Source organism: Enterococcus sp. AZ191 (genome assembly GCF_051713845.1).
Lineage (GTDB): Bacteria > Bacillota > Bacilli > Lactobacillales > Enterococcaceae > Enterococcus_B > Enterococcus_B durans.
Map to the genome: position 1 here is coordinate 1,743,431 of NZ_JBIOQS010000001.1, position 24,136 is coordinate 1,767,566.

A 24,136-nucleotide genomic window follows, 5' to 3' on the forward strand; every position below is an offset into this window, starting at 1 on the left:
TTATCCTCCTAAATGTTAGTAAAACTGTTATTGATTATTTCGTGTAGTCTTTTCTGGTTAGATGATACCCAACAGCCGCCGCAATAACGATTGAGGCAATCACGACGAGTAAAAACCCTAATGTTGAGTTTTTTCCAGGGAGTCCACCAGTGTTCATTCCCCAGACCCCAGCAATCATCGCTGGAACTGAGATGATCAAAGCTGCTGAATCTAAATATTTCATCAGATGGTTCAAATGGTTGTCCATCATCCCATTAAATAGATCGCCGATACTTTCTAATAGGTCACGGTAGATCAAGATCATTTTTTCAGTCTGGCGTTGTCTCAGTTGGACATCATAAAGTAAACGGTCATCCGCTAATCCTTCGACGAATGGTTTGGAGTCCCATAAAGCATCCATTGTTCCTTTCTGATCTCTCAGCGTATGATCGATATAAACAATATCTCTTTCTAAATCCGCTTGTTTGTATAACTCTTCGTTTTCCGTTGTTTTTCTGGCTTCTTGATCTAAAGAATCGATTCTCTTCTTCATTCCCTTCAATTCTTTCACATAATGGGTATAGATATCTAACACTGTGTATGCGATTACTTTTTCAAAAGAATCGATATCCTCATGATATTTTTCAATCAAATGTTCAAAAAAATCGGTTTCTTTTTCGACACAAGCAATCAATAGGTTATCTGATAAAACAAACGAAATCGGCGTCAAACGTTTCTCGATTTTTTCCTGTTTACTTGAGAGATTAAGTAATACCAAAGAAATCGGATGCTGCAACTTGGTCCCTGAAAGGTATTCCAGTCGAGACACTTCCTCGGGATAAGAATTCCCGATGAAGATGTCTTCTGGAAGTTGATACTTCTCGACGACTCTTCCGATTTCTTCAGTATCACTGTTGTTGATCACAAGCCAATTGAAATTTTTTTCATCTGTTTGTATTACTTTTTCTTTAATAAAGTAATAGTCCAGCATTATCAGTCTTCCCTTCTATTTGTTTCGTCCTCAGATTAACTAAAGAAGCAGTGGCTGAGTTTGATATTGCGATCTAACACGGTAATTTCATTTTCTAAGGTAAAGCTATTCAGCTGTTGATTGTATTCCATACTTAATTGTCTACCTAAGTAAAATTGTTCAAGCTTAGAAGTATAGATTTCTAATACTGGATGATCAATCCGAGTAATATATTGGCCAAATTCATTCACAAACGGGATGATCTGAAAGAAACTTCCTTTCGCACAGGCACTTTTCTCTCTTAAAAAAGGATCAGAATGATCAATCAAAGCTATAGCGATTTTCGAATGTTCCCCTACTTTTTCGATCAATGCTTTGGCAGCAGTTTTTGACATCGTGATTTCCATAGTCATCATCTCCTAGTGATTGTTTATTTAACAAATGTATTTCGATTTCGATTGACTTGTGCATACAATGGATATTGTGGAAACTTCTCTACACAGCGGAAAGCAGTCATGTTTGCATATTTTTCGTAATATTTTTTACTTGATCCTTTAAAATCTTTGCTCCACGGTTTCACATGTCCAGAGAAGTGAATGATCGATGGGTTTTGGCGTGCTTCTTCGTATTCTTTTTCCCCTTTTGCAGTGGGATGTTTTTTCGCATTCGCCATGATGTAGCCTTGCGCATTCCATTTAGGATGAAGAGCAATCCAACGATCATGTAGTATAGCATTCAATGCATCTTGGTCATGGAATCGTAGTTTTTCTGGATTTTCTTCAATAAATTTTAGAACATTATGTGTGATATCTTGTTCTAACCATTTTTCAACATTAATCAGCATCAAGCCAGAATTGAAGTAACGCATTGATTTTGCAGGAATCTCCATTTTTTCCAAACGTTGGTGGAACCCAGCATCTTCAATAGCTGCGACAATGGCACCATTGAAATCAAGAGACCATAATTTTGTTATGTCATCTAAAGCGATCATGTCACAGTCCATATATAAAATACGTTCGACATTTTTTCCTCTAAATAATTCTGGGATAGCGATTCTGTAATATGCTGTTTCCGGAATACGGTCACTCGTTACGACATTTTCAAAGAACTCTTTGTTGATTTTCAAAAACTCTACGTCAGTATTCATACGAGAATTTTTTACTGAAAAACGCAATAATTTTTTGCTTTCAGCATCGATATTGTCGTCAACGACATAAAATCTTACAAATGTTTTTGGATCACTGTTTTCTAATACTGATACAAAAAGCGCCGCTAGATGAGGCACAAATTTTGTATTACAACTTGATACGATCGCTATTTCTTTTCTTCTATTCATTTACCTCGCCTACTTTCATTAATGCGCTATGCGCTAATTTTTTTAAATAAATCGTTGTATATGGGTGGTCTTTCAATGTGTTCCACGGTTTATCGTGGCCTGTAAAGTGAACGATAGCTGGGGAAGCATTGCCTTCCTTGTACAATTTTTCGTATGTTTCATCAGGTGCAGGATGACGTTCAAAGATAAGAGATGTCTGCATGTTCCAACGTGGTTCTAATTGTTCCCAGTTGCCATACAATAAAGCATTCAATGCATCCTGGTCGTGATAGATGATTCGATCCCTATTTTCTTTCAAATAGTTGATCGTTTTTTCTGTAATCGATTGTTCATTCCAACGTTCGATGTCAATGATCATCACACCAGAGTTAAAATAATATTCGGTAGAATCAATGCCCAAGCGTTTCAACGCTTTGGTTTGTCCAGGATCAATCACTGCACCGATCGTATGATCATTCAATGATGAATCATATAGATCAACGATGTCATCTAGTACTAAAATATCTGAATCAAGATAAAGTACTTTTTTATAGTTGTATTTCGTTAAAATTTTAGGTAAAGAAATTCTCAGGTAAGCAGTAGTAGTTATATGATCACTAACCAAAAAATCTTGGTACACATCTGTGTCAACTGTCAGGAACTGGATACTTGCATTTGCTGAATGATCACTCACCGTCTGTCTTAATCCTTCTTTGCTGTATTCAGTGATTCCGTCATCAATCACGTAAAAGTAAATGTGTCTTGATTTGTTACAATTGTCCAATGCTGTTGCGATCATTACGCTTAAATAAGGAGCGTAATTTTCATCTGAAGCAGTTACCACTGGAACGATCCCCTGTTTTTTCTCCATTAAAATCACTCCTTTTTTTAATCTTTCTCTAACCTTTTCTATATCTAGAATATGCCTGATCAAACGTTAAAGCAAAATATATGCTTCATTTCCAATGAATATTTTGCAAAAATAATGTTTTTTTTAGCTTTGAAAACGTTAACTTATCAAGTTTTTTGCCTATTTATTCAAAGGTATTGACCAAATCGCTACTACTTATAGTCAAATGGAAATAGAGAATTTTTTTTGAAAAAATTCATCACACAGTGCATTTTATTTTCATTTTTATCATTTCTCATTTAATCTTAAAATAAGCACACAATAAAGGGAGCGAAAATTATGAAATTAGCTGCAATAGATCTAGATGGTACATTACTTGATCGAAGCGGAGAAATACCAGATGAAAATATCGAGGCTTTACAAAACTTTGACAGAAATGGTGGAATTGTAACAGTCGCTACAGGACGCAACAGCATCTCAGCGAAAGATATTTTTGAAAAACTGGGCATTGGTGGCTATCTGATCTCTTCTAACGGTTCATTCGTTGCAGAAATGGAAAAAGGAAAAATCGTCAACGTCTTGAAACGTGCGAAAATCGAATTGCCAACATTGAAACGCGCCTTTTATCTCGCACAAAAAGCAAAAATCTCGATCATTGCAAGTCGCGAGACCCAAGATGACCAACTAACATTTGATGAATCTAGTTTAGTAAAAAATGACCCTTACTATAAACAATTCCGTTTACAGAAGCAGTCATTTGAAGATATTGAAAAACTACTGGAAGACCCTTCTCTAAGCTATTTGAAATTAGCTTTGACAGATAGAGATAAAAGTAAGCTACAACAGTTGCAACGTGATTTGGCTGATGAGGGAATCGATTCTGTCTTCTCAGACCCCCACTTTTTGGAGATCACTCCTAAAGGCATCACAAAAGCACACTCACTCATCTTTTTAGGTCAATACTTGGAAATCGAGCCTAGTGAGATCATGGCATTTGGCGATCAAGAAAATGATATCGCGATGTTGAAAGTCAGTGGACTAAGTATCGCAATGGGCAATGCTCAACCACAAGTGAAAGACATCGCAAATGAAGTGACGAAGACCAACGAAGAAGCTGGTGTTGCATATATCATTAAAAATTATTATTGAGTTTCACAAGGTGAATGGAGGGATCAACGTGTTAGTAATCATCGATATGCAAAACCAAGTGCTTGATCCAACAAGTGATTTTTATGTTCCAAGTTCTGAAGAATTGGTGGATCGAATTGCGCAACGCTTAGCTAAAGCTAGGGAAAATAATGAATTGGTTTTATTTACTAGAGATATTCCCATCGAAAAAAAAGACGTAGAGGAAGAAATCCCAGCACTACAATTGATTCCTAAGATTGCTCCTCTACCAAATGAACGAGTGATCAAGAAATATTATTTCACTCTGCCACCAGAGAAACTTATTGAACTAAAAAAACAATTATTTGATCGAAAAGACGAACAGAAATCAATCGAAGTTGTGGGCATAGAAACAAATCTATGTGTTTTGTCCAATACGATTGCTTTACAAAGCGCTTTTCCAGAGGCAGATTTTTTCCTTGATCCAGCGCTGTTATCAGAAAATCAACACGGTAAAATGGCCATCGAATTACTAAAGGACTTCAATGTATCGATTCTCTAAAAAGAGGTCGAGACAAAAGTCATTTAGGCTTGAGAAATAAAAAAAAAAAAACGAACAATACGTTTTTTGTATTGTTCGTTTTTTTTTTTTTCAGAAAAACCTGACTTTTGGACGCCGTTTATTTGAGAGAGGCTGGGACAGAAGTGTTTAACTCCGAGAAATAAGAAGAAATGAACGAAAATTGCTTTTCAAATTGTTGTGAATTTCGGCTTATTTAAGAAGGAGTTGCTTCTGCTCCCGCCGTTTATTCGAGAGTCTGTAGCGAACCTGATTTTTAGATTTGTCACACATTCTTTTAAATCTTCTATCATTTTTTATTTAGTTGAAAATACTTTGACAAATCTTTCTCAAACTGCTGATTTATCAATTATTCCCGCTTATTTTACGTATTAAATAGATTTTTTCTTCTATTTATATTACGTTTATTCTATACATACATTCAGTGTCTGGTCTGCCTTTCCCGTTTGTCGTGTTTTCATCACTAATTTGAGATTTCTGTTCAGTGTTTCACCTATTCTTACGTTTGTGGCGGAATTGATTAATAAAATACAGAATCATTGATTGTCTATCTTCCTCAATTTATTTTATACTAGAAAGAATGGGATCAAACATCTACATCCGATCATGTGCTGGTCGTTTTCCTCGTTTTTCTGCTAGCAACACTTTATTCAATTATCTTTCACTAATATATCTATCTATTTTACTCCGCCAAATTCTGGCTGAGTTTTTAGTGAAGCAAAGCAAAATTTATTATTTTCTATATAAAAAAACGAGGATCAAAAGATCCTCGTTTTTTCGAACTTGACTTGATGTACCCTGTAGGACTCGAACCTACGACCGGACGGTTATGAGCCGTCTGCTCTAACCAACTGAGCTAAGGGTACCTGTTAAAAATAACCTATTTTTACTATATCATGTAGATTTAGAAGAAACAATCTCAAATAAAGCATCACATCCGTTTTTTAATATTCATTCTTCCTCTAGCTTTCAATATTGTCACAATAATTGTATAATCTAAAAATCATGCTATTCTTATAAAAAAGGAGGAACCCTTTATGCCATTTGTTGCTATTCTTTTAGACCTGTTAGCCGCGGGTGCATATTTTTTACAGTTAAACCATCAAACAGAAACACTTCTACTTATCGGTCTTATCTTTCAAGGAATCGTTACCCTCATTCTTTGTTTTATGACAATTATCTATAAAGGGAACCGGTATGCGGCCATCCAACCTCGGCTGTTTATTCGTTACGTATCTATACGCTACGCAATCATAATTTACTCTTTTATAATAAATACTGTTTTCTTATTCTTATACGTACTCAACTTCTTAGATATCAATCCTCTTGTCTTCCCCAAATAATATCATCTGACTCCACTTCATAGCATATTATTTGTTATGTTACCTAGAAAATGATATCTTTTATTTAAGGTGTTTTTTTACATCGTCTAATAGACGATGTAAATGATGCTTTTTTGATTGTCCTTTTATATTTTAGCGGCTGTTTAGCAAAAAAATTACAGGAGTTCATCTTATGATAACATTGGTTCGCCTTATTTTTTTAGTGCCGACCATCGTTCTTATTCCGGTTATTTGTTATTTCATAAGATGGAATAAAGAACGTATTCTTTTGGCACTATTTACTTTCCCCGCTTTATTTTTTATCAACAAAATACTAAACTATCAGTATTTCCAGTCGGATAAATTATTCGTTGAAGAACTGATTGGCTTTATTTTATCCTTATTTCTACCAATCGTATATTTGATTTATTTAAATAAGAAGCAATAATCGTATCAAAGCGAATGGGAGGCATATCGATGAGCATTGAAGAAGCGATTTTATTAGATACATTACGTTGCAGACTGGATTTTTTGAGAAAAAAGAACAATCTGACAACTAGTGAAGTGGCTGAACAAGTAGCGATCCCTCTTGAAGTGTATCAGCAGTACGAAGAAGGCAAAACATGTCCGAACGTGATAGAACTACTTTTTATAGCTGATTTTTACGATGTCTCAATTGACTATTTGATTGGCAGGTCTGAAAATCCAGAACGATTATCTTGACCTTAGAAAATGATTACTTATAGAAAAGGTGAATACCCATGCGACTATGGCATCAGGAACTAATTTCTTTATTACCAAGACAGCAACTACTAGGACAACACAGAGAATGTTGCGCGCTCCGGGGAAATGGTTGGGGCAAAAAGCATGCAACTGTCGATTATGTCTTTCACTATTCGCCTTATAAGCTTTACCAATACCACCAACTAGTCCTTTTAGAAATGGAAAGTCGTGGTTATTTTCCCGCACCTGAATGGCGGATTGCTGAATACCGCGGAAAATCATGTGAAAGCTATCTTGATCTTTTGCCAGTCGATCAGACATCACCGATCTATCCAGAACATAACGAAAACTATCTAATGGAATGTTTGACTAATCTTAGACAAAAAGGAATCGAATTAGTTATCCCGCCAGTTGAATGATTTTTTTCTTCTAGTAGCGTCCAATTCAACTAATTGAGAGATTTGAACAGAAAACTGCTTCTGCTTCCATTGTTTATTCATGCTTAGATGATGAATGTGGGACAAATCTAAAAATCAGTTTTGCTACAGACTCTCGAATAAACGGCGGGAGCAGAAGCAACTCCTTCTTAAATAAGCCGAAATTCACAACAATTTGAAAAGCAATTTTCGTTCATTTCTTCTTATTTCTCGGAGTTAAACACTTCTGTCCCAGCCTCTCTCAAATAAACGGCGTCCAAAAGTCAGTTTTTTCGGAAATTTCAAAAAAACGAGCAATACAAAAAACGTATTGTTCGTTTTTTTAGTTCCTCAAACCTAAACGACTTTTGCCTCGCTCTCAATAGCTAATTTTCCATCAGATAGTTCAAAAAATTCTTTAGCAAGTCCTCATATACGTAAAGATCAATTTCCATTCGTTCTTCATTCATTTATTTTGCTACTATCGTCTTTTTAGCTTTTTCTACTTATCCTCCATAAGGAAGACTAGAATGATGAAGGTTAATCTTTAGCTTTACCTCATGATTTTTAATAAAGCCGAAAGTATATTCAGCTTTTGTTTCTTCGCCTGTTTTATAATACTCTCCTGAAGCTACAGCAGAGTCGTTATCGATAATCGTGTCGTGATTCCCAAAATGGACCTTCTTCCAAAGCTGTAAGGCAAACCCATGACCTTCACTCACCTCGCCTCCCACAAAATAAGAAATAGCTTCTGTTTTTGTAGAACGAAATGACTGTTGTGCTACTTTCATAGGTTTGAACAACACCGTTCCTTCGTCAAAGTCATACTGCAATTCCACGACTTCTTTCGCTTTTTCCAAACTTTCTTCGCCTGCTGCACCAATTGCAATGATTGCATTAGCCCAATCTTCCCGTGCTTTATTTACTTCCATTACTGTAATTTGTTCTTTTTTTATTACTAACGGTCCTTTTGCATTTGTTGATTTTACACTACTTGTTGTAGTTTCCTCTTCTGAACGATGTATCGTACAACCCGCTAAAGCTAACGTCATTGCCGAAAACAAAAAATTTTTTTAATCATATGTATCTCCTTTCTAATAAAAGGGTAAATAAATACTTAATAAAAAATTTACTATTTCAAAACAATTCGACTTATTGTACTGTACAAAATAAAAAAGCTCACTAATAAATGGATGGTTGCACAAAAAAAGACCTCTCTTCAAGAAGAGAGGTCTTTTGTTCATTCAATGATTAAGCTTTAACGATGTTAACTGCTTGAGGGCCACGTTGACCGTCTTCAATATCAAAAGTCACTGCTTGACCTTCATCTAATGTTTTGAATCCGTCACCTTGAATAGCTGAGAAATGCGCAAAAACATCATTTCCGTCTTCAGCTGTGATGAAACCAAAACCTTTATCTGCATTAAACCATTTTACTGTACCGTTATTCATGTATATTTCCTCCTGATACGTATCAAAATACGTTGATTGATGCAATAAATTATTGATAGGCAAAAGGAGTCTTAAACTAAAATAGTAGCTCGAATTACGTTTCAAAATAGATTACTTATATAATATACCATGGTTCAATTCGAAACACAAGAATAACGATCACATCTTTAGCTATTTCTTTTTTCAACGCATGAATCCTCCATTAGTCAGGGAATAAAATGGCGTTTCCCTTCACTTCTTATCTCAATAAATCAGTCCCACGTTCAATGGAGGTTTTTAATAAATCTAAGTTATCTCACCAATAAAACAGTATCCCGATCATTAAGTAATCTATGTGCTTTATTTCAACCATTATTTTCTGAGACTCGTCTTATAACTTGGACTCATTGATCAATCAACTAAATGAAGATTCAAACTCCAGTTAAAACCCTGGCCATTTCACGATCATACACTTTTTATTGAGGCTTACACCGTTGTTCATTTCTATCCCCTACACTCCACAGGATTTTGTTCTTTGGCCCCAATACTTTTTTTCGAAATGAGCTATATTTTTCTCATTTTATCGTCGCAATTACTGCCTTATCGTTTTGTTAATAAATATTTAAGTAGCAATTTTTATTTATTTGTGTTATATTTAAAAGTGGAATTTCGTTATCAACGTGTAGTTGCCTTTCGTATGAAACAAAGAAAGGAGAATGAATTATGACATTCTATAACAAAGAATTACAATATCGCGTAACATTGGATACACAATTGAATCTATTTATCGTATTTGATAAAAAAGATGAAAATCGTGTGGCTACAGGTGTTACGATCGAACAAGCTGTCCAAGAATTGAAAAAATCCGCATAGGAGTGAAAAACTCAATGAACGATTGCAGTTCTAGTTCACTGTAAAAGCATCTACTTTTAACTGAAAGTAGGTGCTTTTTTGTTTCCATTTTTATTTTCTTCCATCTATACCAACGGTCATTTTTATTGAAAAATCATCATTTTTTTGTCCATTCACCTTTAATCTTTGGTGCTACTATAGTGGTGCAGTAAGATTTGAAGGAGGAAAACAAATGATCTTTTTATATACAATGCCTGGTTGCAACTCGTGCCGTTTCGCTAGAAAGTAGCTCTATGACCACCAAATCGATTACAAAGAAAGAAGTTTGAATGCGCAACCATTGACAAAAAAAGAATTTTTTATGATGCTTCACTTAACTAAAAATGGCTTGAATGAAGTTTTATCCACCCATTCATTCAGCTACAAAAAAATAAAGGATCAATTAGATTCTCTAACTCTTGAAGAGCTTTACCAAGAAATCCAAAAAGATCCTTCTTTATTGAAGCGACCGATCATTACTGACCATCACAAAAAGTTTTTGACTGGATTCAGTGAAGATAAAATCAGGTTGTTTTTACCGAGAACAGCTCGTAAACAGGCATTAAATGACATCCTCCTGATCGATCATCTCACACAGTTCGATGCAAGCGAAGCTTTTCTACCTACATACGCTATGTTTGAATGATCGATCTTAATGAGTCAGTGTCATCTGGTCTAGGAGCGACTTGATATTTTTACCACGCAACTCCTTCATCACTGATTTAAGTCTTCGCCAATCATTTACTGTCGGTTGACCGCTCCAGTAAAAAACAGGTGTATTTTCTAACCCGTAAACTTCTAGATCGATAGGATAATCACTGATCACTAAATCAGGTTTCTCAGAAAAATGTACACATTCCAAAGGACGATTTGTTGCATTAAGTATTCGTTTCTTTTCCCATAATTCTTGTGTTTTTCCGTATTTTGATTGCAATGAAAAAGTTAGCGGTTTTTCATATTTGATAAATACGTCCCTAGTCAGCATACAGTACTGAAAAATCAAGCGTTGGTTCATCTCGTAATACTGAAGATATTGTTCCCTATCTTCAGAAAGTTCATAAATGAACCGCTTCATCGTCGGGTACATCATGGGAAAAGAACGTTGCAGCTCCGCTTCTCGCACTGCATTTCCAAAAGCATCGATTTTATTTTTCGTTCCAAAGACCAGTGATGAATGGTGGATCATAGTCAAATTAACCAATAGATATATCCTTTCCTTATCCGCTAAAGTCACATGAAAATATTTTTCTAGATAATGGATAAAATACGCTTCTTCACTATTCCATCCTTCATTCATTTTATTGATGTCTAAATCTTTTAAATCGCATTCTAAATACGTGTTCATGACCCCATACATAAAGTAAAGAAAGTCACATTCTGTTTCAGCCATATCTTTTAATGAAACCAAATTAACTGCCAATAACGGTTTTAAGATCTTTTTCTTAAATCTTTCTTTTGTTATCAATGGATGCTGAAATACTTCTACATTGTCAGGTATTTCCTGCAGAAAATGCCCTTTTTTGATTCGTTGCAAAGAAATCGCTAGGAAAGCATTGAACTTTTGTCTATCGATTTCTCGCATATAAGGCGCATGTTCAGTGAAAATACCCATGATTTTTTGGTTTTTTTCTACTTTCTTAGTACTCTCTTGTTCCTTCTCGTCAAATATTTGCCAATACATCAAATGGAAAAAATAGCGTATATGATACTCTTTCCCATCAAGTGGATTCATCCGTTTCAAGCTACATGTCAGATGATAATTCTCTAGAATCTTGTTCATCTCGCCTAATTTTCGTTGTATCGTACGAAGACTCATATAGTATTTTTGACTGAGGTGTTCCAACGAGTGATACTTTTCCTTAAAAAGTGAATCAAGCAACTTAAACCCCACAGAACGACTTAAAATCGTAGCATATATTTTGCTTTTTAAAAACAAAGGGCTAAATTCGATCAATATCAACTTCTCTGCTTCAAAAAATGTTAGCGTGTATTCTGAGTAATATGTAGTAAACATTTCAGTGTGTCTAATAACCGATAACAGTTTGCTTTGGGTATAATTCAATTCATACATTAATTCTTTTACAGAATAATGTGCTTTATTGTTGTCATAGCAATAACTCAAAAAATTATAGACATGCAAGTCATTTGCATCGATCAATTTTGTAAACACTTGATGAACTCCTCTTTCTAAAAAACATCCGCCAGATACTTACCTACACTCCTAGTTTAGGGAACGCTTTGTGATAGTAGCATGAGTGATGCCTGTCTGTCAAAGTCTGGTAAAATCATTGGATTTACCTATTGTATCTCTCTGAGCAAAATAGTAGTTACTAGTGAAATGGCTCATATCCGCTTATTAGATTTTAGGACCATTTTCCGCGTTTCTTTAAGTTCTTTTCTAATTTTCAGCTAGTTTTTCCTTACCTAGACGAAACTTTTTTACAGCTAAATAGATTATAGAGAAGAACTGCAAAAAGAACATGCCAAAATAGACTAAAAAAGTAACGATCTCTGTCGTTTTTAAATCGAAAAGCAACAGAGATCATTGCTAGGGATACGCATAAAGAAATCTTTTCATTATATGCAAAAAAATTTAGGACATTCGACTCTTTGGAGATCGTTTTGGGGAGATGTCCTAAATTTTTCACATGTTCATTATATCACAATAAGAAAATGACGTCCACGATTTAGGCGTTGCAAACTTATTTTTTTATATAGGTAACTCTTTTAGATTTTTCTCTCTTGTCCAAAAACCTTTCACTATCTTAGAACTGAAGATTTATTCCAAGAAACCCAAATCTCTTTGCCCATTTACAAGAACATGCTATCATTTAGCTTATGTGGGGGCTATAAGAGGGCGATAGTATGATTACTTTAAGCAAGTTATTATTTTGGGTTCCTTTTATTAGTATTATTCTTTTCTTTCTGCTGTTTACCAAATGGAACAAATACGATACGTTGATGTTTCTATCCGCTTTTCCAGCAATTTATTTTATGATTAAAATCATTGAATATTCTTACGAACAACCGATACAATTATTTGACTACTATCTTAAAGGATTAGTTATTTCGCTTATCCTATACGTGATTTTCGTTTTTTTTATTATTAAAAAAAAATAGGGTATAGAAGCGAACGAACGTGGGACAAAAGTAAGAAACACTTTTGTCTCATTCTTTAAAAACGAATAAACGACTTTTGTTTCGATCTCACTCAATATGTCATTATCCTTTTGATTTTCCAACACTTTTTTGTCGCTTCTCTTCTATTCTCCATTGTGAAAATCTATTATCCATCTTCTCTTTAAGGTATAATTAGTGTTACAGTGGACATACACTCCATTATCCAATTACTTAAAACGGAGGAAACAAATGAAACACATTATATATGCAGGAATGCTTCTACTATGTATTTTGATTGGCTTATTTCTTTTACTTTTGAATATCATCAACTGGTATTCCTATCTAGTCGTAGTAGCAATCGTCGGCATAACAACTTGGCTAATTGACTCACAAAAAACTCAATCATGATCGATCCTTACTTGAAACTAGAGAATAACCATTTTTTAGATATAGAAAACCTGATTTCTATCCCTTTATAAGATCACTGCTGTCAGAATCTCAGGTTTTCTTCACATTTCATTTTTATTGCATTTCTAGACACTTTCTTCTGATAGTTTTAATCATGTAACTATACATTCAAAAAAATGAGACAAAGTAACGATCACTTCATCTCACCTACGATAGCCGAAAAAAGTCGTAAAAGGAAGTCCACGCTTTGCAATAGACGAACGTCCTCAAAAAGTTGGCAAAGTAAAAATCCTGCTGATTTTCTCAGGTTTTCATACTCCGACACTCACTTCCTTTAGTTCCTATAAGCTCTGCCGAATCTTTTTTATCCTTTAAAAATAAAAAAAATTATCAACTAAAATGTTTATTCCAACGTATATAGCTAAAAAAATAAACTATAAAGTAGCAGCGAATTACTTAAAGATTCAATTAAATGAAAATCATCAACGACACTAAAAGTCCAAAAAAGCCAACAATCGGAATGATTCCCCAAGTTACAAAGGTTCGATCCTTAGCAAGCTTAGGGTCCCTCTGGTCATTATCCATTTCATTCACCTCTGCTTTCTACTTAAATAAAACCATAATCTAAAACGTTTGTCAAAAATATATTATTTTATTCGCAAGATCATTCGTCATTTGTTTAATTACAAGATCATTTCATTCTTGATCTGTTAGATTGCAGAACTCTCTGAGTGATTCGGCAAACATTATCGAGCGTTTTCTTATATTGAACGATCCGAAAGATGTTCATTGATAAATACTATTCACAGCATTATTTGTAACCCCATTCAAAAACAAATGCATTTGGAATATAAATTCCTAAATACAAATAAAAGCTTGATTAAATAAAGACAAGTTGTATAATTAAATTATCAGATAAATAACACTGATAAAAAATTAAGGGAGTGTAAGAATATGCCACTTTATATTGCGAATAAAAAACTTGATGAAAAAGGCTACCACGAAATTCATGAAGCGTCTTGTTTCCGTTTACCAGATGAAAAAAATCAATTATCGATAGGCAGATTCACAGATTGCACCCAAGCGATTCTCGCTGCAAAATGCTCAGATCCGACCGTAAAATATGATGGGTGTTACTTCTGCTGCCCCGGCTGCCATAGAGGATAAATACTAGTTCAGAAATTTTCCTACCACTGATTGTGTTTCATTTCACAAAGATACAAATATAACTCAAAAAGTGTTATAGACTATTTGAAAATGAACCTTCATTCGGGAAGGTAAGAAATCAGTTTGGATCATTCAACAATTGTTTGCTTTTCCAATCAAAGTTAGACAGTCTTTCTAATACAGTTTTAGAGCGTGAGACAAAAGTAAGAAACACTTTTGTCTCATTCTTTGTAAAGGAATAAACGGTGGAAGCAGAAGCAACTCCTTCTTAAAATAAGCCGAAATTCACAAAAATTTAAAAGCAATTTTCATTAATTTCTGCTTATTTCTCGAAATTAAACACTTCTGTCCTAGCCTCTTTTTATGAAGTTGTTCGTCTCCATGCTATTTTTGTCGCTCAAACTATTTTATAATGGAGTATATAAAAAAAGGAGACCTTTAAATGAAAAAATCGATCCTCTTGCTACTTCCAATCATCTTTTTGATTTCTGGATGTAGTCAAAACGATTCTACTGACGCAACGAGTTCAAAAAAGGCAACTAATGAGAGTACTTCATCGGTTGAGACTAGTTCGACTGACAGCAGCACATCATCTACAAAACAAGTAACAAGTAGAACCAAAAAAGAAAGTAGCACATCTGATACTCAATCGACAATTACAACAAATTCTGCTGAAGCAATAACTGAGTCAGCCACCCAATCGTCAGTTGCTGCAACTGACATTTTAGCTGGTTATTCTGATTTACAGATTGAATACGCTAGAGTATGGTTAGCTACTATGGGGACGCAATATAAAGAATGGTTGACAGATCCAGGATTTAAATTACACGTAACGAAGCAACCTGTTGGTACGCTAATCGATCCTTATGACCAAGGAAGTGTTACTTATCCAACTGAAACGATCATGCTTAGTGGTGAGTATGGCTATCAAAGTTTAGTCGTGTACTCTAGCAATCATAATGGTACGATCACCAGATACAACGTGCCGTCTCATTGGCAAGACCCACAAATGGCACAAGATCCAGAATATGCACGAGCGCAAACACAGAACATCCTAGATTCCGCTGCAGTCATTCCCGTACCTGTAGGAAATCCTGAAGATGTCAAACAGCTTATCGATGTCTTAGTGATCAACAATTGAGCACCTCCGCTTTTTTTGCTAGTGAAATATTCTTCTCAACCATAAAACAGAGGTCGAGACAAAAGTCGTTTAGGTTTGAGAAATTGGAGGAAAAAACGAACAATACGCTTTTTGTATTGCTCGTTTTTTTTAAATTCCGAAAAACCTGACTTTTGGACACCGTTTATTGGAGAGAGGCTGGGACAGAAGTGTTTAACTCCGAGAAATAAGAAGAAATTAACGAAAATTGCTTTTCAAATTTTTGTGAATTTCGGCTTATTTAAGAAGGAGTTGCTTCTGCTCCCGCCGTTTACTCGAGAGTCTATAGCAAAACTGATTTTTAGATTTATCCCACATTCTGTTTTTTCATTACATGGAGGTAGATAATAACAACATATTCTATAAAAATTTTTTATACCAATCATTATTAGATTTTATCAATCTTATGTCGGTTATTTGTTACTATTACCTGCTGTTCGAGTAAAATTCTTACCAAGTTTTTCCAGTGTCTCATCTCGATTTTTCCGAATCTCTTAGATCGTTTTCCTAGCGCTATTTTATCGATATCGGGTAACTTAAACGAAACATTATCTTGTTTTATATCCAGCAAAATTTCTTTATCCTCGTTAGAGAGAAACACAGTAAATTTTCGTTACATTTCTTTCGATGGTTTTCTCTTTCCGTTTAACACATAACTATAACTAAGTGATACTTCACTAGTTCCTATTTTAGTAGCCAACTCTTTATTGAGTAACTTATTCATGTCTCTGTAAGCAAGTAGTTGATCAATAAGAAATCCAATTTTATCTGCCTAATTTTTTAGTAGAGTTTCTACATTCAAAATCTTACTTAGGATATAATCTACATCTTTTGGAATTTTCCTTGTTCCTTTTTCATACTTGACTAAAGTACTTTGCGAAATCCCTGCTAAGTCAGCTAGCTTCTTTTGAGACAATTTTTTCTCTTTCCTTAAAGATTTAAGTAAATCACCACTTATATTTTCAGACATGAAAAAAGCACCTCCTCATGAGATGCTTTCATCATACGCTGACGGTTAAAAACCTTCAAGGGAAAATATTCCTTTTTTGACAATTTTTTTTGATCCGTGACAGCCGCATGACAGTTTAAACTTTTTTAAACGGGTAAATCACGGATTTTTCGCCACACGAAAAGATTGATTTAATAGGATTTCCTCTTCAAAAATACTACTTCTTAGGCTCATCCTCATCCATTTTCAGAACGGCCATGAAGGCTTCTTTTCGCAATAATCTAACTGTACTATTCTCTATTAATCTAAGATAGTCTCTAAGCTTCTAGTATTAAAGGTTATAAAGGAACTAAATAATCTCTTCTATCTTTAGGTCATTTCAAAACACCTGAGAAAACCTCAGTCATCGGTGGCAAAATGGTGGCAATATTTTTTTGCTGCATTATTAAAAATAGTAACAAAAACTTTATCACGATCTTTCCATTTCCATCATTATCTTACCAATTTCATTTTCAATTCTATCTAGAACTCTTTGTATTTCAGATCTAACATTGTAAATATCTTCAATATACTGTTGCGCTGTATAATTATCTGGTATTTTATTATCACTAGGACTAGGATCTTTAATTTCTAACAACCCTAATATTTGGTCGGGATACATATCAATTACCTTAAATTTCAAAGAAAATGCGTATAACCAAGATATTTTAATAGAAGGAAAGACACAATTATGGTTTAAATTTGATCCTTCGAATAGATTTATCAAAGATTTTTATAAAGTATGGGATTCAGAAGTTTTCTTTTTAGCAATCGAAGAAAGCTTATTAATCAATCTCTACTATTCTAATAAGAACTACTTTAAAATTCCGGCAGCAAAAACCAGAATGAACCTAGATGCCTATTTTTTATTTGATGTAGTGACAAATGTTCCAGATGTTACAGCAAAACATAAATGATTTGACTATGTAAAGTATACTTTTGTTGATCCTGAAAAATATAAAGATTAAAGTAGGCTACCTAAAAAGGTAGCCCGGAACGGATTTTATCACCATACTTATAAAAGGAGATATTTTTAAGTTAGTATTAAGATTGTGTAATATGATGATATCTATATTTTATAGTATCAGTGCTATAAAATCAAAAATAAGTCACTAATTAACTATCACTCCAATTATAAGTCTTTTTCCCATTATTTTTTACAGTTATATGGTATGCTTTTTAATGGCTTCAAATATAAAAGAGTTTAAAGCGTAACACACTTATGGGGGAGTGGTTTTTGGGGAACGCTTTAAACTCTTCTTTATTATTATCTCACAATATAACCCAAATGTCTTTCCATTTAAAAATCAAAGTAAAACTTTTCAAATATACAGAAGTATAACTATGTGAAACATCCTTTCATTAATCCATAAAAGGATACATAAAAAAGCCACTCATTTGAGTGGCAATGAAGAAAAGCTTTAGCTTGTATAATACTCTTCAAAAAAATTCTAACACATAACGATTCAAATGGCTACATTAAGGTACCCTTTAGGACTCGAACCTACGACCGGACGGTTATGAGCCGTTTGCTCTGACCAACTGAGCTAAGTACGGAAAGCCATCACAACTACTGCAAACAAAAAGAATGGACATAGACTAGATAATAATGGGTTTCATTCTTCATGTTGTGATGGCATATTTATTATTACACATTTAATAGCAAAAAACTAGATTGTACTTATTCTTTGTAAAATATATTATTTTATGCTATTATTTCCAAGTCATAAAAAGAAAAAAGCTTCAGATACTTATCTTTTTGGGGAAAGACTCTAGGGTGAGGGAGTATCTGAAGCTTTTTTCTATGTTTATTATCTCACATAGTTATTTTTTAGTCTATTATTTGCTTAATTTTTTATATTATAATAATTTTATTTGCTCCTTAATTAGTAACGAACTACTCTAAATTGCTAGCAATAATTACGGTATCTAGCTTAAAATAAAAAAACACCTCAAATGAGGTGTTTAAAGTTCAACATTATTTTACAATATTTACTGCTTGAGGGCCACGTTGACCTTCTTCAATATCATAAGTAACTGCTTGGCCTTCATCTAAAGACTTGAAGCCTTCTCCCTGGATCGCTGAGAAATGTGCAAATACGTCATTTCCATCTTCTCCAGTGATAAATCCAAAACCTTTGTCTGAGTTAAACCATTTTACTGTACCGTTATTCATATATATTTCCTCCTAATACGTATATAATACGTGTTTTGTTGCAATTAATATTACTTGGTAAAAGGAGTTTTTATAGTGTGAATATATCGCTCAGATTACGTTTCAAATTAGATTACTTATTTACTATAACATGGATGTAATGCTAACACAAGGATAAATATTCAATATGCGGTTTAATACAAAGAAGTAGGGTTAACATTTAAAAGAGTTAATAGCAGAACAAAAAAAGTTGTCAATATATAAAGCGAACCTATTTAGCTCATCGCAGCACTGCTCGTGGTTTTATTAGAAACAAGGCTACTCTTGAGGATTTGGAAGAATTAAAGAAGCTAATTGAAGATAGAGAAAAACTTGTGATTAATTTGGGAAATAATATCAAGAAAAATAAAATATAATAAAGAAGGAGTTTTCACATTATTTCTCTTTACTTTTAATATATTCGCTTGATATACTTAGGTTGTAGAAAAGTTAACTATTGACTTTAAACTAACATTATTATAAAATGTTAGAATTTTATTTTAGAATGGAGGAAGAGGAAATGCCTATGAGAGATTTAGCTGATCATGTAATTGCTCGTGCTCAAGGTGTTGGCAAAGGCATAACAAATCTACAATTACAAAAAGTACTCTACTTCACATTGATTGATGGTATTAAACAGAAAATTATAAATGAAGACTGGTTACAAGAACAGTATAATTCAGAATTCTTTGTTTGGAGATACGGCCCTGTTGTGAAAGATATTTATGAAGATTATAGTATATATGGCGCATCTAAAATATTCGAACGAAAAAATGAGAATGACAGTTATACTTTTTTAAATAAAATCATTGATGCCCGTTTAAAAGAAAATGTTTTTGATTTAGTAGATGAAAGTCATTCCCACGCGCACTGGGAAAATAATAAAGAACATATTGTCTACGGACGTAGCAACATATCATACACTGTGGAGGATTTGTTAAATGCAGCAAATGAACGATGAACTACTTGATGAAAATGAAATACAAAAATTAGAGCAGAGTTACATTTATAGTGATTCTGCTTCTTTTGTTTCAACACTACAAGATATTTACACAAATTATGTTGAATATAAATATGTTGAACCAAATAATTTGACAACTGATTTCGAGAAACTATATTCATTAGCTAGTGAAATAAATCCTGCAGCTTTACCCTATGCGCAATTAACCACACTTATTTTTAAAGATGATGTTGATAATGAAGCTACAGCTGTTTTCATCACACTACTCGAAAGGTTTTATATAGATAAATTTATCTCTAAAAAAGAAAATGGAAGTTTAAAAAAATCTGATCAAATTGCTATTTCAGCTTTGGCTAAAACAAAAGAACACCTTAGCCTAGCTTTGAATCAAAAAACAGCCTTTATAGCGAACAAAAAGAAAAATTAAGAACGCTCGAGAGTGGACTGGACTCTGAGCAAAAAATTTTAGAAGCATTAAAAAATGATAACTCCAGTTATGAGAAAAAAATCGATTTACTTACTACATCTACAAAAGAATTGACAGATGAACTCAATGAGGCACAAAAATTAGCACAGGAAAATCAAGAAAAATATAATCAAATGACAATTGATTTTCTTAGCATGATGGGAATATTTTCAACAATTATATTTGCTGTTTTTGGTGGATTATCACAAATTGGCGCTATTGGTGATAATCTAGCGGAAACTCCTATCTCTAAAATTCTCATGTATGTTTCTTTGTCGTCAATCACTTTAATATTGATTGTATTTATTTCTTTTAACGCCATCTCTAAACTGACGGGACTAAAATTAAAAAGTTGTACTTGTAAAAAAGAAGAAGAATGCCAATGCACGCTTAGACAGAAACACCCTACTCTTTCCTTTAGTTTGTTCTTTTTTGTAGATTTATTTTTATTTTCGCTAGTTTTAAAAGCAGTGAGATATTCTGATTGGGTAAATCCTTTTAAGGATATGTTTATTTTAAAAGCTGACAATATTATGAAATTTCTTATTTTTGGTATTTTCATTATTTTTAACTTTCTTGTGTTACTAAAACTTCTTTGGCCTAAAATTAAAGGTTTGGGATGGATAAAGTTTATATAATTTATGTACCGCCCCTCATCGAGGGGCTATTTTTATCGTTGTGAAATATTCAAGTACCATCGTTTGTCATGGAAATCTTGCGCTCCGCCTTGCGTGTTACCTTTCGGATCGTTCGTTGCACGCATCATAACATATACTTTCTTGTTAGGAAAATTACGCATATTGAAAGAAACATGATAGCCAACATTACCATAAGTGCCGTAGGGTTGGTTTACGTCTGGGCGTGAAACACCATTAGCATTTACTCGCACTAACTCTTTGCCAGTGTTGTAATCCATAATAAAGATATACTCATACTTATAGTTAGCAATGTGCCATCCAGCAACATGCAAGTTTGCGTTTTCGATTTCCCCAAACTGATCAATGTGGGCGTAATTTGTTCCATCTGTCAGCGTAGGATTTGCTGCACCTGCTCTAGTTGGATCAATGACTGGTTTATCATCTGAAGTTGTCGGATTTTCATCGGTAAATCCATGAGCTAAATCATATGCTAATTTTTCTTTACTTACGCCCATTTCAGAAAGATAACCGTAAGGATCTGTATGATCGCCCCAAATATTTTGCGTTACCCATAAATGCGATTTGATTCCTGGTTGGTTATAAGGCGTGTCCAATGTTAATGGAATACCATATTTCATTGCTGAATCTCTAGCCAATTCAACATATGCTTTATAGTTCTTTTCAAAAGTTGCTTTATCGTGCGTGTGTTGTAACTCAATCTGCACAGGACTGTTGGCATTAGCATATGAACCAGCCCCATACTGCACATAACCAGGTTGTCCGACTTGATAAACAATTCCGCCGTCTCCCACAATGTAAGCAGTGTAAGCACTAGTCCATGAACGTTGCATATACTGCGCTTCATTGCGTCCTGTTGCTGTTTCATTAGCCGTTTCATGCAGTAAAATGTACTGATTATTTGCTATTTGTGAGCTACCTTCATTTGCGCCCAAATTAAATTCATTATTGATCGTATAAGCAAAACCATTAATTGGCAATAAAAAAAGAGCCGTTAATAGGCTCATCGCAGTAATAGTAATTTTCTTTTTCATTTGTTTCCTCCTATTTTTTCAAATTATAAGCCGACACACCAGTGATAACGCCTAAAAATGTTGCTACTGCATTGATAGTGAGTACTGTCATATCTGTTCCATTCCATCCATATGCTTTTCCTAACATGGCTACTAAAGTAGATGCAGCTGGCAATACTGTTAAAACTGTCCATTTAATAACTTGATAATACTTATCAGGTAAGATCATCTTTATTCATCTTCTTTCTATTTTTATCGAGATGTTTCCCTAAATAAAGTTTTAATTTGTTGTGTGTGTTCTACCAATTTTTCTGCATGTGTATCTAATCTTTCATCGTGTTTCTTTAGTTCTTCATGAATCATCAATCGATCTGATTTGCTCGATTCTAAATCTTTTGTTAATAGTTCCAAGTTGTAACTCACTTGTGATAGTGTTTTCGTAATTTTTGTAAATGATGCAACAATCGGTCTAATTACTAATAAAATCAAAGAAACGATAGCGGTTATTGATCCTGCTATCGCTCCCCATTCCCCTAAATTAATCATGTGACAACTCCTTGAATCAAAATAAAAAGCACATCAATTAAGATGCGCTCTCTTCTTTGCTAATGATTTTATCTGCTTCTTCGTCTGTAATGCATAGTGGAACGAATTGTCGAACTTGATCGTCAGTAAAACAGCCCCAATCATACATCATTTTCACATCGCTAAAACTAAACATACTACTCACCTCCCTTTGAAGCTGGATTTAGTTGCTCTTTAATTTCTGAAATGTCTTTGCTATTTTGTAACGAAGCAAGCATCATTTTTGAATTGATTTGTGCTAAACTATCCGCTTTTTCTTTCAATGTAGTATTTTCCTGTTTAATCGCTACATCGTTTAGCATGAGTTTGGCGTTGAGCTGTTTTAAATCGCCGTTCTCATTTTCTAACGACTCATACATTGCTTTGAGATTGTTTAAATCGTTGTGATCTAGTGCGTTCGCTAAAATAATCCATTGATTCAATTTAGGATCAAACATTTGATCGTCGATTGTTAACGGTTCGCCATCAGCACGAATTCCTTCAAGTGGAGGCTGATCTGTGTAAGGAACGGATACAAGCATGTCGTCCAATACTTTTCCTGCGTACTCTCCGCCAGTACGCCCGTATTTCCAAATGTTTTTCATTTATTTCACTCCTTTAATCTAAGATTCTATTTCCATAATGTGCAGCGTGTTTATTTGAGAAAAATCTAACTTCTTACCATCCTGAGTTTCAAAAGTGATATTGAAGTACTCTCCTTTTTTCAACTCGAAAATTCTACTAAAGTGAAGCCCATGCTTCCATTGCAATGCAGTTCCATTTATACCAACACCACCTGCAAAACCAATAGAACTATTTTGGGCATCGTCTTTATAAAAAGTAATATAACCATACTGGCCAGCTGTTGATCTGCCAAACTGATATCTAACTAGCCCTTCTACTAACAAAGTACAATCTCGATTAGCTGTTGCTTGCCAATTTCCAGAATTCCAAGTCAACGGATTCTCCTTCATAGATCGATTCAACTTTGCTCCAATGGTGGTTGCTACTGGTCCAATAATTAACCGAGCTTTATTAGGAATACCAGTTTGTTCAGTTCCTGTTGAATGCCACGCTTCATAAGGCAACGGCTTTTCTTCTACCAGTACATTTTTTCCATTAACTAGAGGGGTTTCTAAAAAGTTCTTAGTTCCATCTACAGATTGTGGTTCGGTTAAGCTCACAGAATCATTCAAACCTTTTTCAGTATATTCAGGCGTGATGTCCCAGCTGTAGTCGTTCGGATTGTTACTATCTTTCAAGCCTTCACTGAAGTATTTAAACTGACTAATATTCGGGGTTCGTGTGTCGCCTTCCTCTAGTTTTAACCACTTAATTGTACATTGTCCTACACTTGTGCTTGGTACTTGATAAATCTGCACTTGTGGGGTAGTAGGGTGTGAGTCATCTGCTGCTGTAAATGTTTTAGACCACACATTAGTTAAGCCTTCTACTGGTTGTAAGTCACCAACCTCCCATGCATCTCCTGTTGCTCGTGTGAAAAATGGTCTAAAAACCTGTGTTGCTGGCTTAGTTCCTTCAAGTGTGATGGTATACTTCTTACCTTTTACCATTGGTTTAATGTTATAGGTGTTAATAAGATAGTTACTATTAGTAACTGGTTGTTGTGATTCTGGTTTAATTAGATTTTCACCCAAAGCCACCTTACTCAAATAATACGGTGCATCGAGTAGATTTGGCTGGTACGGGGTGGCTGTTGGACCTTCTTCAATCTTAATTTTTCTTAGTCTAACTTTACCGGTCGGTTTAAGTGTTCGGATGTCTCTAAACAAAGGGTACCATTCATTAGCTACATCTCGAAAACGAGATTGTTTTAACGCTTTGATTATGATGTT

At 34.2% G+C, this 24,136-nt stretch carries 29 protein-coding genes, 2 tRNA genes and 4 pseudogenes; 17 read left to right on the forward strand and 18 right to left on the reverse strand.

Annotated features, from left to right (window positions below):
* Positions 1-34: 34 nt before the first annotated feature.
* The 4 genes from IGI47_RS08365 to IGI47_RS08380 are packed head-to-tail and all read right to left on the reverse strand — an operon-like array spanning position 35 to position 3,135.
* Positions 35-970 carry a magnesium transporter CorA family protein gene (locus IGI47_RS08365; RefSeq protein WP_438783927.1) on the reverse strand — a complete coding sequence of 312 codons (936 nt, stop codon included), beginning with the start codon at positions 968-970 and terminating at the stop codon, positions 35-37.
* A 35-nt stretch (positions 971-1,005) separates the two neighbouring features.
* Entirely contained in the window at positions 1,006-1,356 is a 351-nt protein-coding gene (locus tag IGI47_RS08370) for an iron-sulfur cluster biosynthesis family protein (RefSeq protein WP_053109038.1), read from the reverse strand.
* A 23-nt stretch (positions 1,357-1,379) separates the two neighbouring features.
* On the reverse strand, positions 1,380-2,285 hold the full coding sequence (locus IGI47_RS08375) for a glycosyltransferase family 8 protein (RefSeq protein ID WP_438783928.1): 906 nt from the start codon (positions 2,283-2,285) through the stop codon (positions 1,380-1,382).
* Entirely contained in the window at positions 2,278-3,135 is an 858-nt protein-coding gene (locus IGI47_RS08380; RefSeq protein ID WP_438783929.1) for a glycosyltransferase family 8 protein, read from the reverse strand. The genes IGI47_RS08375 and IGI47_RS08380 overlap by 8 nt, the downstream gene beginning before the upstream one ends.
* A gap of 318 nt (positions 3,136-3,453) precedes the next feature.
* Here IGI47_RS08380 and IGI47_RS08385 point away from each other — a divergent pair, with 318 nt between their 5' ends.
* From IGI47_RS08385 to IGI47_RS08395, 3 genes and pseudogenes are all read left to right on the forward strand, one after another.
* Positions 3,454-4,263, forward strand: a complete 810-nt coding sequence (locus IGI47_RS08385; protein WP_438783930.1) for a Cof-type HAD-IIB family hydrolase — start codon at positions 3,454-3,456, stop codon at positions 4,261-4,263.
* 28 nt (positions 4,264-4,291) lie between these two features.
* Positions 4,292-4,783 (forward strand): isochorismatase family cysteine hydrolase, encoded by a 492-nt coding sequence (locus IGI47_RS08390; RefSeq protein WP_438783931.1) that lies wholly within the window; start codon positions 4,292-4,294, stop codon positions 4,781-4,783.
* Between the two features lie 132 nt (positions 4,784-4,915).
* Positions 4,916-5,035: pseudogene (locus IGI47_RS08395) on the forward strand (DUF3788 family protein); the annotation flags it as partial.
* Between the two features lie 558 nt (positions 5,036-5,593).
* Here the strand turns inward: IGI47_RS08395 and IGI47_RS08400 are convergent.
* Positions 5,594-5,667 (reverse strand) — tRNA-Ile (locus IGI47_RS08400).
* A gap of 171 nt (positions 5,668-5,838) precedes the next feature.
* Here IGI47_RS08400 and IGI47_RS08405 point away from each other — a divergent pair.
* The 4 genes from IGI47_RS08405 (at position 5,839) to IGI47_RS08420 (ending at position 7,265) form a co-directional block, all read left to right on the forward strand.
* Positions 5,839-6,144 carry a hypothetical protein gene (locus IGI47_RS08405; RefSeq protein ID WP_438783933.1) on the forward strand — a complete coding sequence of 102 codons (306 nt, stop codon included), beginning with the start codon at positions 5,839-5,841 and terminating at the stop codon, positions 6,142-6,144.
* A 172-nt stretch (positions 6,145-6,316) separates the two neighbouring features.
* Entirely contained in the window at positions 6,317-6,571 is a 255-nt protein-coding gene (locus IGI47_RS08410; RefSeq protein ID WP_311931035.1) for a hypothetical protein, read from the forward strand.
* Between the two features lie 29 nt (positions 6,572-6,600).
* Complete coding sequence (locus tag IGI47_RS08415; RefSeq protein ID WP_005878124.1) at positions 6,601-6,846, forward strand: helix-turn-helix domain-containing protein; 246 nt, start codon at positions 6,601-6,603, stop codon at positions 6,844-6,846.
* 38 nt (positions 6,847-6,884) lie between these two features.
* Entirely contained in the window at positions 6,885-7,265 is a 381-nt protein-coding gene (locus IGI47_RS08420; protein ID WP_311931033.1) for a TIGR02328 family protein, read from the forward strand.
* A 133-nt stretch (positions 7,266-7,398) separates the two neighbouring features.
* Here IGI47_RS08420 and IGI47_RS08425 read toward each other — a convergent pair.
* The 3 genes and pseudogenes from IGI47_RS08425 to IGI47_RS08435 form a co-directional block, all read right to left on the reverse strand.
* Positions 7,399-7,518: pseudogene (locus tag IGI47_RS08425) on the reverse strand (DUF3788 family protein); the annotation flags it as partial.
* Positions 7,519-7,768: 250 nt separating this feature from the next.
* Positions 7,769-8,314 (reverse strand): hypothetical protein, encoded by a 546-nt coding sequence (locus IGI47_RS08430; RefSeq protein ID WP_438783935.1) that lies wholly within the window; start codon positions 8,312-8,314, stop codon positions 7,769-7,771.
* Positions 8,315-8,513: 199 nt separating this feature from the next.
* A complete protein-coding gene (locus tag IGI47_RS08435) occupies positions 8,514-8,714 on the reverse strand; it encodes a cold-shock protein (RefSeq protein ID WP_005878127.1) in 201 nt (66 codons plus the stop codon).
* 702 nt (positions 8,715-9,416) lie between these two features.
* Here IGI47_RS08435 and IGI47_RS08440 point away from each other — a divergent pair.
* Together IGI47_RS08440 and IGI47_RS08445 are read left to right on the forward strand one after the other, a co-directional pair.
* Positions 9,417-9,566 (forward strand): hypothetical protein, encoded by a 150-nt coding sequence (locus IGI47_RS08440; RefSeq protein ID WP_005878128.1) that lies wholly within the window; start codon positions 9,417-9,419, stop codon positions 9,564-9,566.
* Positions 9,567-9,870: 304 nt separating this feature from the next.
* Positions 9,871-10,230: an ArsC/Spx/MgsR family protein gene (locus IGI47_RS08445; RefSeq protein ID WP_438783936.1), complete on the forward strand. Its 360-nt coding sequence runs from the start codon at positions 9,871-9,873 to the stop codon at positions 10,228-10,230.
* A 6-nt stretch (positions 10,231-10,236) separates the two neighbouring features.
* On the opposite strand, the gene IGI47_RS08450 is transcribed toward IGI47_RS08445, so the two are convergent.
* The gene (locus IGI47_RS08450; RefSeq protein WP_438783938.1) at positions 10,237-11,754 is read right to left on the reverse strand and encodes a helix-turn-helix domain-containing protein; all 1,518 of its coding nucleotides are present in this window, start codon (positions 11,752-11,754) and stop codon (positions 10,237-10,239) included.
* A 1,199-nt stretch (positions 11,755-12,953) separates the two neighbouring features.
* On the opposite strand from IGI47_RS08450, the gene IGI47_RS08455 reads away from it, so the two are divergent.
* From IGI47_RS08455 to IGI47_RS08470, 4 genes and pseudogenes are all read left to right on the forward strand, one after another.
* Positions 12,954-13,112, forward strand: coding sequence for a hypothetical protein (locus IGI47_RS08455; protein ID WP_311931029.1), 159 nt, complete (start codon positions 12,954-12,956; stop codon positions 13,110-13,112).
* Between the two features lie 954 nt (positions 13,113-14,066).
* Positions 14,067-14,279, forward strand: coding sequence for a hypothetical protein (locus tag IGI47_RS08460; protein WP_311931028.1), 213 nt, complete (start codon positions 14,067-14,069; stop codon positions 14,277-14,279).
* Between the two features lie 442 nt (positions 14,280-14,721).
* Positions 14,722-15,420: a hypothetical protein gene (locus IGI47_RS08465; protein WP_311931027.1), complete on the forward strand. Its 699-nt coding sequence runs from the start codon at positions 14,722-14,724 to the stop codon at positions 15,418-15,420.
* 165 nt (positions 15,421-15,585) lie between these two features.
* A pseudogene (locus IGI47_RS08470) lies at positions 15,586-15,717 on the forward strand (DUF3788 family protein); the annotation flags it as partial.
* Positions 15,718-16,210: 493 nt separating this feature from the next.
* Here IGI47_RS08470 and IGI47_RS08475 read toward each other — a convergent pair.
* Positions 16,211-16,408, reverse strand: a complete 198-nt coding sequence (locus IGI47_RS08475) for a helix-turn-helix domain-containing protein (protein ID WP_438783939.1) — start codon at positions 16,406-16,408, stop codon at positions 16,211-16,213.
* 683 nt (positions 16,409-17,091) lie between these two features.
* Between IGI47_RS08475 and IGI47_RS08480 the strand changes: the two genes are divergently transcribed.
* Positions 17,092-17,343 carry a DUF5960 family protein gene (locus tag IGI47_RS08480; RefSeq protein ID WP_438784458.1) on the forward strand — a complete coding sequence of 84 codons (252 nt, stop codon included), beginning with the start codon at positions 17,092-17,094 and terminating at the stop codon, positions 17,341-17,343.
* A gap of 566 nt (positions 17,344-17,909) precedes the next feature.
* Here the strand turns inward: IGI47_RS08480 and IGI47_RS08485 are convergent.
* Positions 17,910-17,981: transfer RNA gene (locus tag IGI47_RS08485), tRNA-Ile, on the reverse strand.
* 423 nt (positions 17,982-18,404) lie between these two features.
* Positions 18,405-18,602 carry a cold-shock protein gene (locus tag IGI47_RS08490; protein WP_002293041.1) on the reverse strand — a complete coding sequence of 66 codons (198 nt, stop codon included), beginning with the start codon at positions 18,600-18,602 and terminating at the stop codon, positions 18,405-18,407.
* A gap of 538 nt (positions 18,603-19,140) precedes the next feature.
* On the opposite strand from IGI47_RS08490, the gene IGI47_RS08495 reads away from it, so the two are divergent.
* The 3 genes from IGI47_RS08495 to IGI47_RS08505 all read left to right on the forward strand — a co-directional run bounded on the left by IGI47_RS08495 (position 19,141) and on the right by IGI47_RS08505 (position 20,685).
* Positions 19,141-19,581 carry a Panacea domain-containing protein gene (locus tag IGI47_RS08495; protein WP_002337184.1) on the forward strand — a complete coding sequence of 147 codons (441 nt, stop codon included), beginning with the start codon at positions 19,141-19,143 and terminating at the stop codon, positions 19,579-19,581.
* Complete coding sequence (locus IGI47_RS08500; RefSeq protein ID WP_438783940.1) at positions 19,562-20,008, forward strand: hypothetical protein; 447 nt, start codon at positions 19,562-19,564, stop codon at positions 20,006-20,008. Before IGI47_RS08495 ends, IGI47_RS08500 begins: the two co-directional genes overlap by 20 nt.
* Before the next feature lie 110 nt (positions 20,009-20,118).
* Entirely contained in the window at positions 20,119-20,685 is a 567-nt protein-coding gene (locus IGI47_RS08505) for a hypothetical protein (RefSeq protein WP_438783941.1), read from the forward strand.
* Between the two features lie 32 nt (positions 20,686-20,717).
* Here IGI47_RS08505 and IGI47_RS08510 read toward each other — a convergent pair whose 3' ends face one another.
* From IGI47_RS08510 to IGI47_RS08535, 6 genes and pseudogenes are all read right to left on the reverse strand, one after another.
* Positions 20,718-21,737 (reverse strand): peptidoglycan recognition protein family protein, encoded by a 1,020-nt coding sequence (locus IGI47_RS08510; RefSeq protein ID WP_438783943.1) that lies wholly within the window; start codon positions 21,735-21,737, stop codon positions 20,718-20,720.
* A 10-nt stretch (positions 21,738-21,747) separates the two neighbouring features.
* On the reverse strand, positions 21,748-21,945 hold the full coding sequence (locus IGI47_RS08515) for a phage holin (RefSeq protein ID WP_024635624.1): 198 nt from the start codon (positions 21,943-21,945) through the stop codon (positions 21,748-21,750).
* A gap of 23 nt (positions 21,946-21,968) precedes the next feature.
* Positions 21,969-22,262, reverse strand: a complete 294-nt coding sequence (locus tag IGI47_RS08520; protein WP_002308840.1) for a hypothetical protein — start codon at positions 22,260-22,262, stop codon at positions 21,969-21,971.
* Between the two features lie 37 nt (positions 22,263-22,299).
* Positions 22,300-22,437: an XkdX family protein gene (locus IGI47_RS08525; RefSeq protein ID WP_002298029.1), complete on the reverse strand. Its 138-nt coding sequence runs from the start codon at positions 22,435-22,437 to the stop codon at positions 22,300-22,302.
* 1 nt (position 22,438) lies between these two features.
* Positions 22,439-22,885, reverse strand: coding sequence for a hypothetical protein (locus tag IGI47_RS08530; protein ID WP_010721245.1), 447 nt, complete (start codon positions 22,883-22,885; stop codon positions 22,439-22,441).
* Positions 22,886-22,903: 18 nt separating this feature from the next.
* A pseudogene (locus IGI47_RS08535) lies at positions 22,904-24,040 on the reverse strand (BppU family phage baseplate upper protein); the annotation flags it as partial.
* Between the last annotated feature and the right edge of the window lie 96 nt (positions 24,041-24,136).

Excerpts from the sequence above, each read along its gene's own strand:
- IGI47_RS08365 (WP_438783927.1), bottom strand. The coding sequence starts at position 970 with ATGCTGGACTATTACTTTATTAAAGAAAAAGTAATACAAACAGATGAA.
- IGI47_RS08370 (WP_053109038.1), bottom strand. The coding sequence starts at position 1,356 with ATGGAAATCACGATGTCAAAAACTGCTGCCAAAGCATTGATCGAAAAA.
- IGI47_RS08375 (WP_438783928.1), bottom strand. The coding sequence starts at position 2,285 with ATGAATAGAAGAAAAGAAATAGCGATCGTATCAAGTTGTAATACAAAA.
- IGI47_RS08380 (WP_438783929.1), bottom strand. The coding sequence starts at position 3,135 with ATGGAGAAAAAACAGGGGATCGTTCCAGTGGTAACTGCTTCAGATGAA.
- IGI47_RS08385 (WP_438783930.1), top strand. The coding sequence starts at position 3,454 with ATGAAATTAGCTGCAATAGATCTAGATGGTACATTACTTGATCGAAGC.
- IGI47_RS08405 (WP_438783933.1), top strand. The coding sequence starts at position 5,839 with ATGCCATTTGTTGCTATTCTTTTAGACCTGTTAGCCGCGGGTGCATAT.
- IGI47_RS08410 (WP_311931035.1), top strand. The coding sequence starts at position 6,317 with ATGATAACATTGGTTCGCCTTATTTTTTTAGTGCCGACCATCGTTCTT.
- IGI47_RS08415 (WP_005878124.1), top strand. The coding sequence starts at position 6,601 with ATGAGCATTGAAGAAGCGATTTTATTAGATACATTACGTTGCAGACTG.
- IGI47_RS08420 (WP_311931033.1), top strand. The coding sequence starts at position 6,885 with ATGCGACTATGGCATCAGGAACTAATTTCTTTATTACCAAGACAGCAA.
- IGI47_RS08430 (WP_438783935.1), bottom strand. The coding sequence starts at position 8,314 with ATGACGTTAGCTTTAGCGGGTTGTACGATACATCGTTCAGAAGAGGAA.
- IGI47_RS08435 (WP_005878127.1), bottom strand. The coding sequence starts at position 8,714 with ATGAATAACGGTACAGTAAAATGGTTTAATGCAGATAAAGGTTTTGGT.
- IGI47_RS08440 (WP_005878128.1), top strand. The coding sequence starts at position 9,417 with ATGACATTCTATAACAAAGAATTACAATATCGCGTAACATTGGATACA.
- IGI47_RS08455 (WP_311931029.1), top strand. The coding sequence starts at position 12,954 with ATGAAACACATTATATATGCAGGAATGCTTCTACTATGTATTTTGATT.
- IGI47_RS08460 (WP_311931028.1), top strand. The coding sequence starts at position 14,067 with ATGCCACTTTATATTGCGAATAAAAAACTTGATGAAAAAGGCTACCAC.
- IGI47_RS08465 (WP_311931027.1), top strand. The coding sequence starts at position 14,722 with ATGAAAAAATCGATCCTCTTGCTACTTCCAATCATCTTTTTGATTTCT.
- IGI47_RS08475 (WP_438783939.1), bottom strand. The coding sequence starts at position 16,408 with ATGTCTGAAAATATAAGTGGTGATTTACTTAAATCTTTAAGGAAAGAG.
- IGI47_RS08490 (WP_002293041.1), bottom strand. The coding sequence starts at position 18,602 with ATGAATAACGGTACAGTAAAATGGTTTAACTCAGACAAAGGTTTTGGA.
- IGI47_RS08495 (WP_002337184.1), top strand. The coding sequence starts at position 19,141 with ATGCCTATGAGAGATTTAGCTGATCATGTAATTGCTCGTGCTCAAGGT.
- IGI47_RS08500 (WP_438783940.1), top strand. The coding sequence starts at position 19,562 with ATGCAGCAAATGAACGATGAACTACTTGATGAAAATGAAATACAAAAA.
- IGI47_RS08510 (WP_438783943.1), bottom strand. The coding sequence starts at position 21,737 with ATGAAAAAGAAAATTACTATTACTGCGATGAGCCTATTAACGGCTCTT.
- IGI47_RS08515 (WP_024635624.1), bottom strand. The coding sequence starts at position 21,945 with ATGATCTTACCTGATAAGTATTATCAAGTTATTAAATGGACAGTTTTA.
- IGI47_RS08520 (WP_002308840.1), bottom strand. The coding sequence starts at position 22,262 with ATGATTAATTTAGGGGAATGGGGAGCGATAGCAGGATCAATAACCGCT.
- IGI47_RS08525 (WP_002298029.1), bottom strand. The coding sequence starts at position 22,437 with ATGTTTAGTTTTAGCGATGTGAAAATGATGTATGATTGGGGCTGTTTT.
- IGI47_RS08530 (WP_010721245.1), bottom strand. The coding sequence starts at position 22,885 with ATGAAAAACATTTGGAAATACGGGCGTACTGGCGGAGAGTACGCAGGA.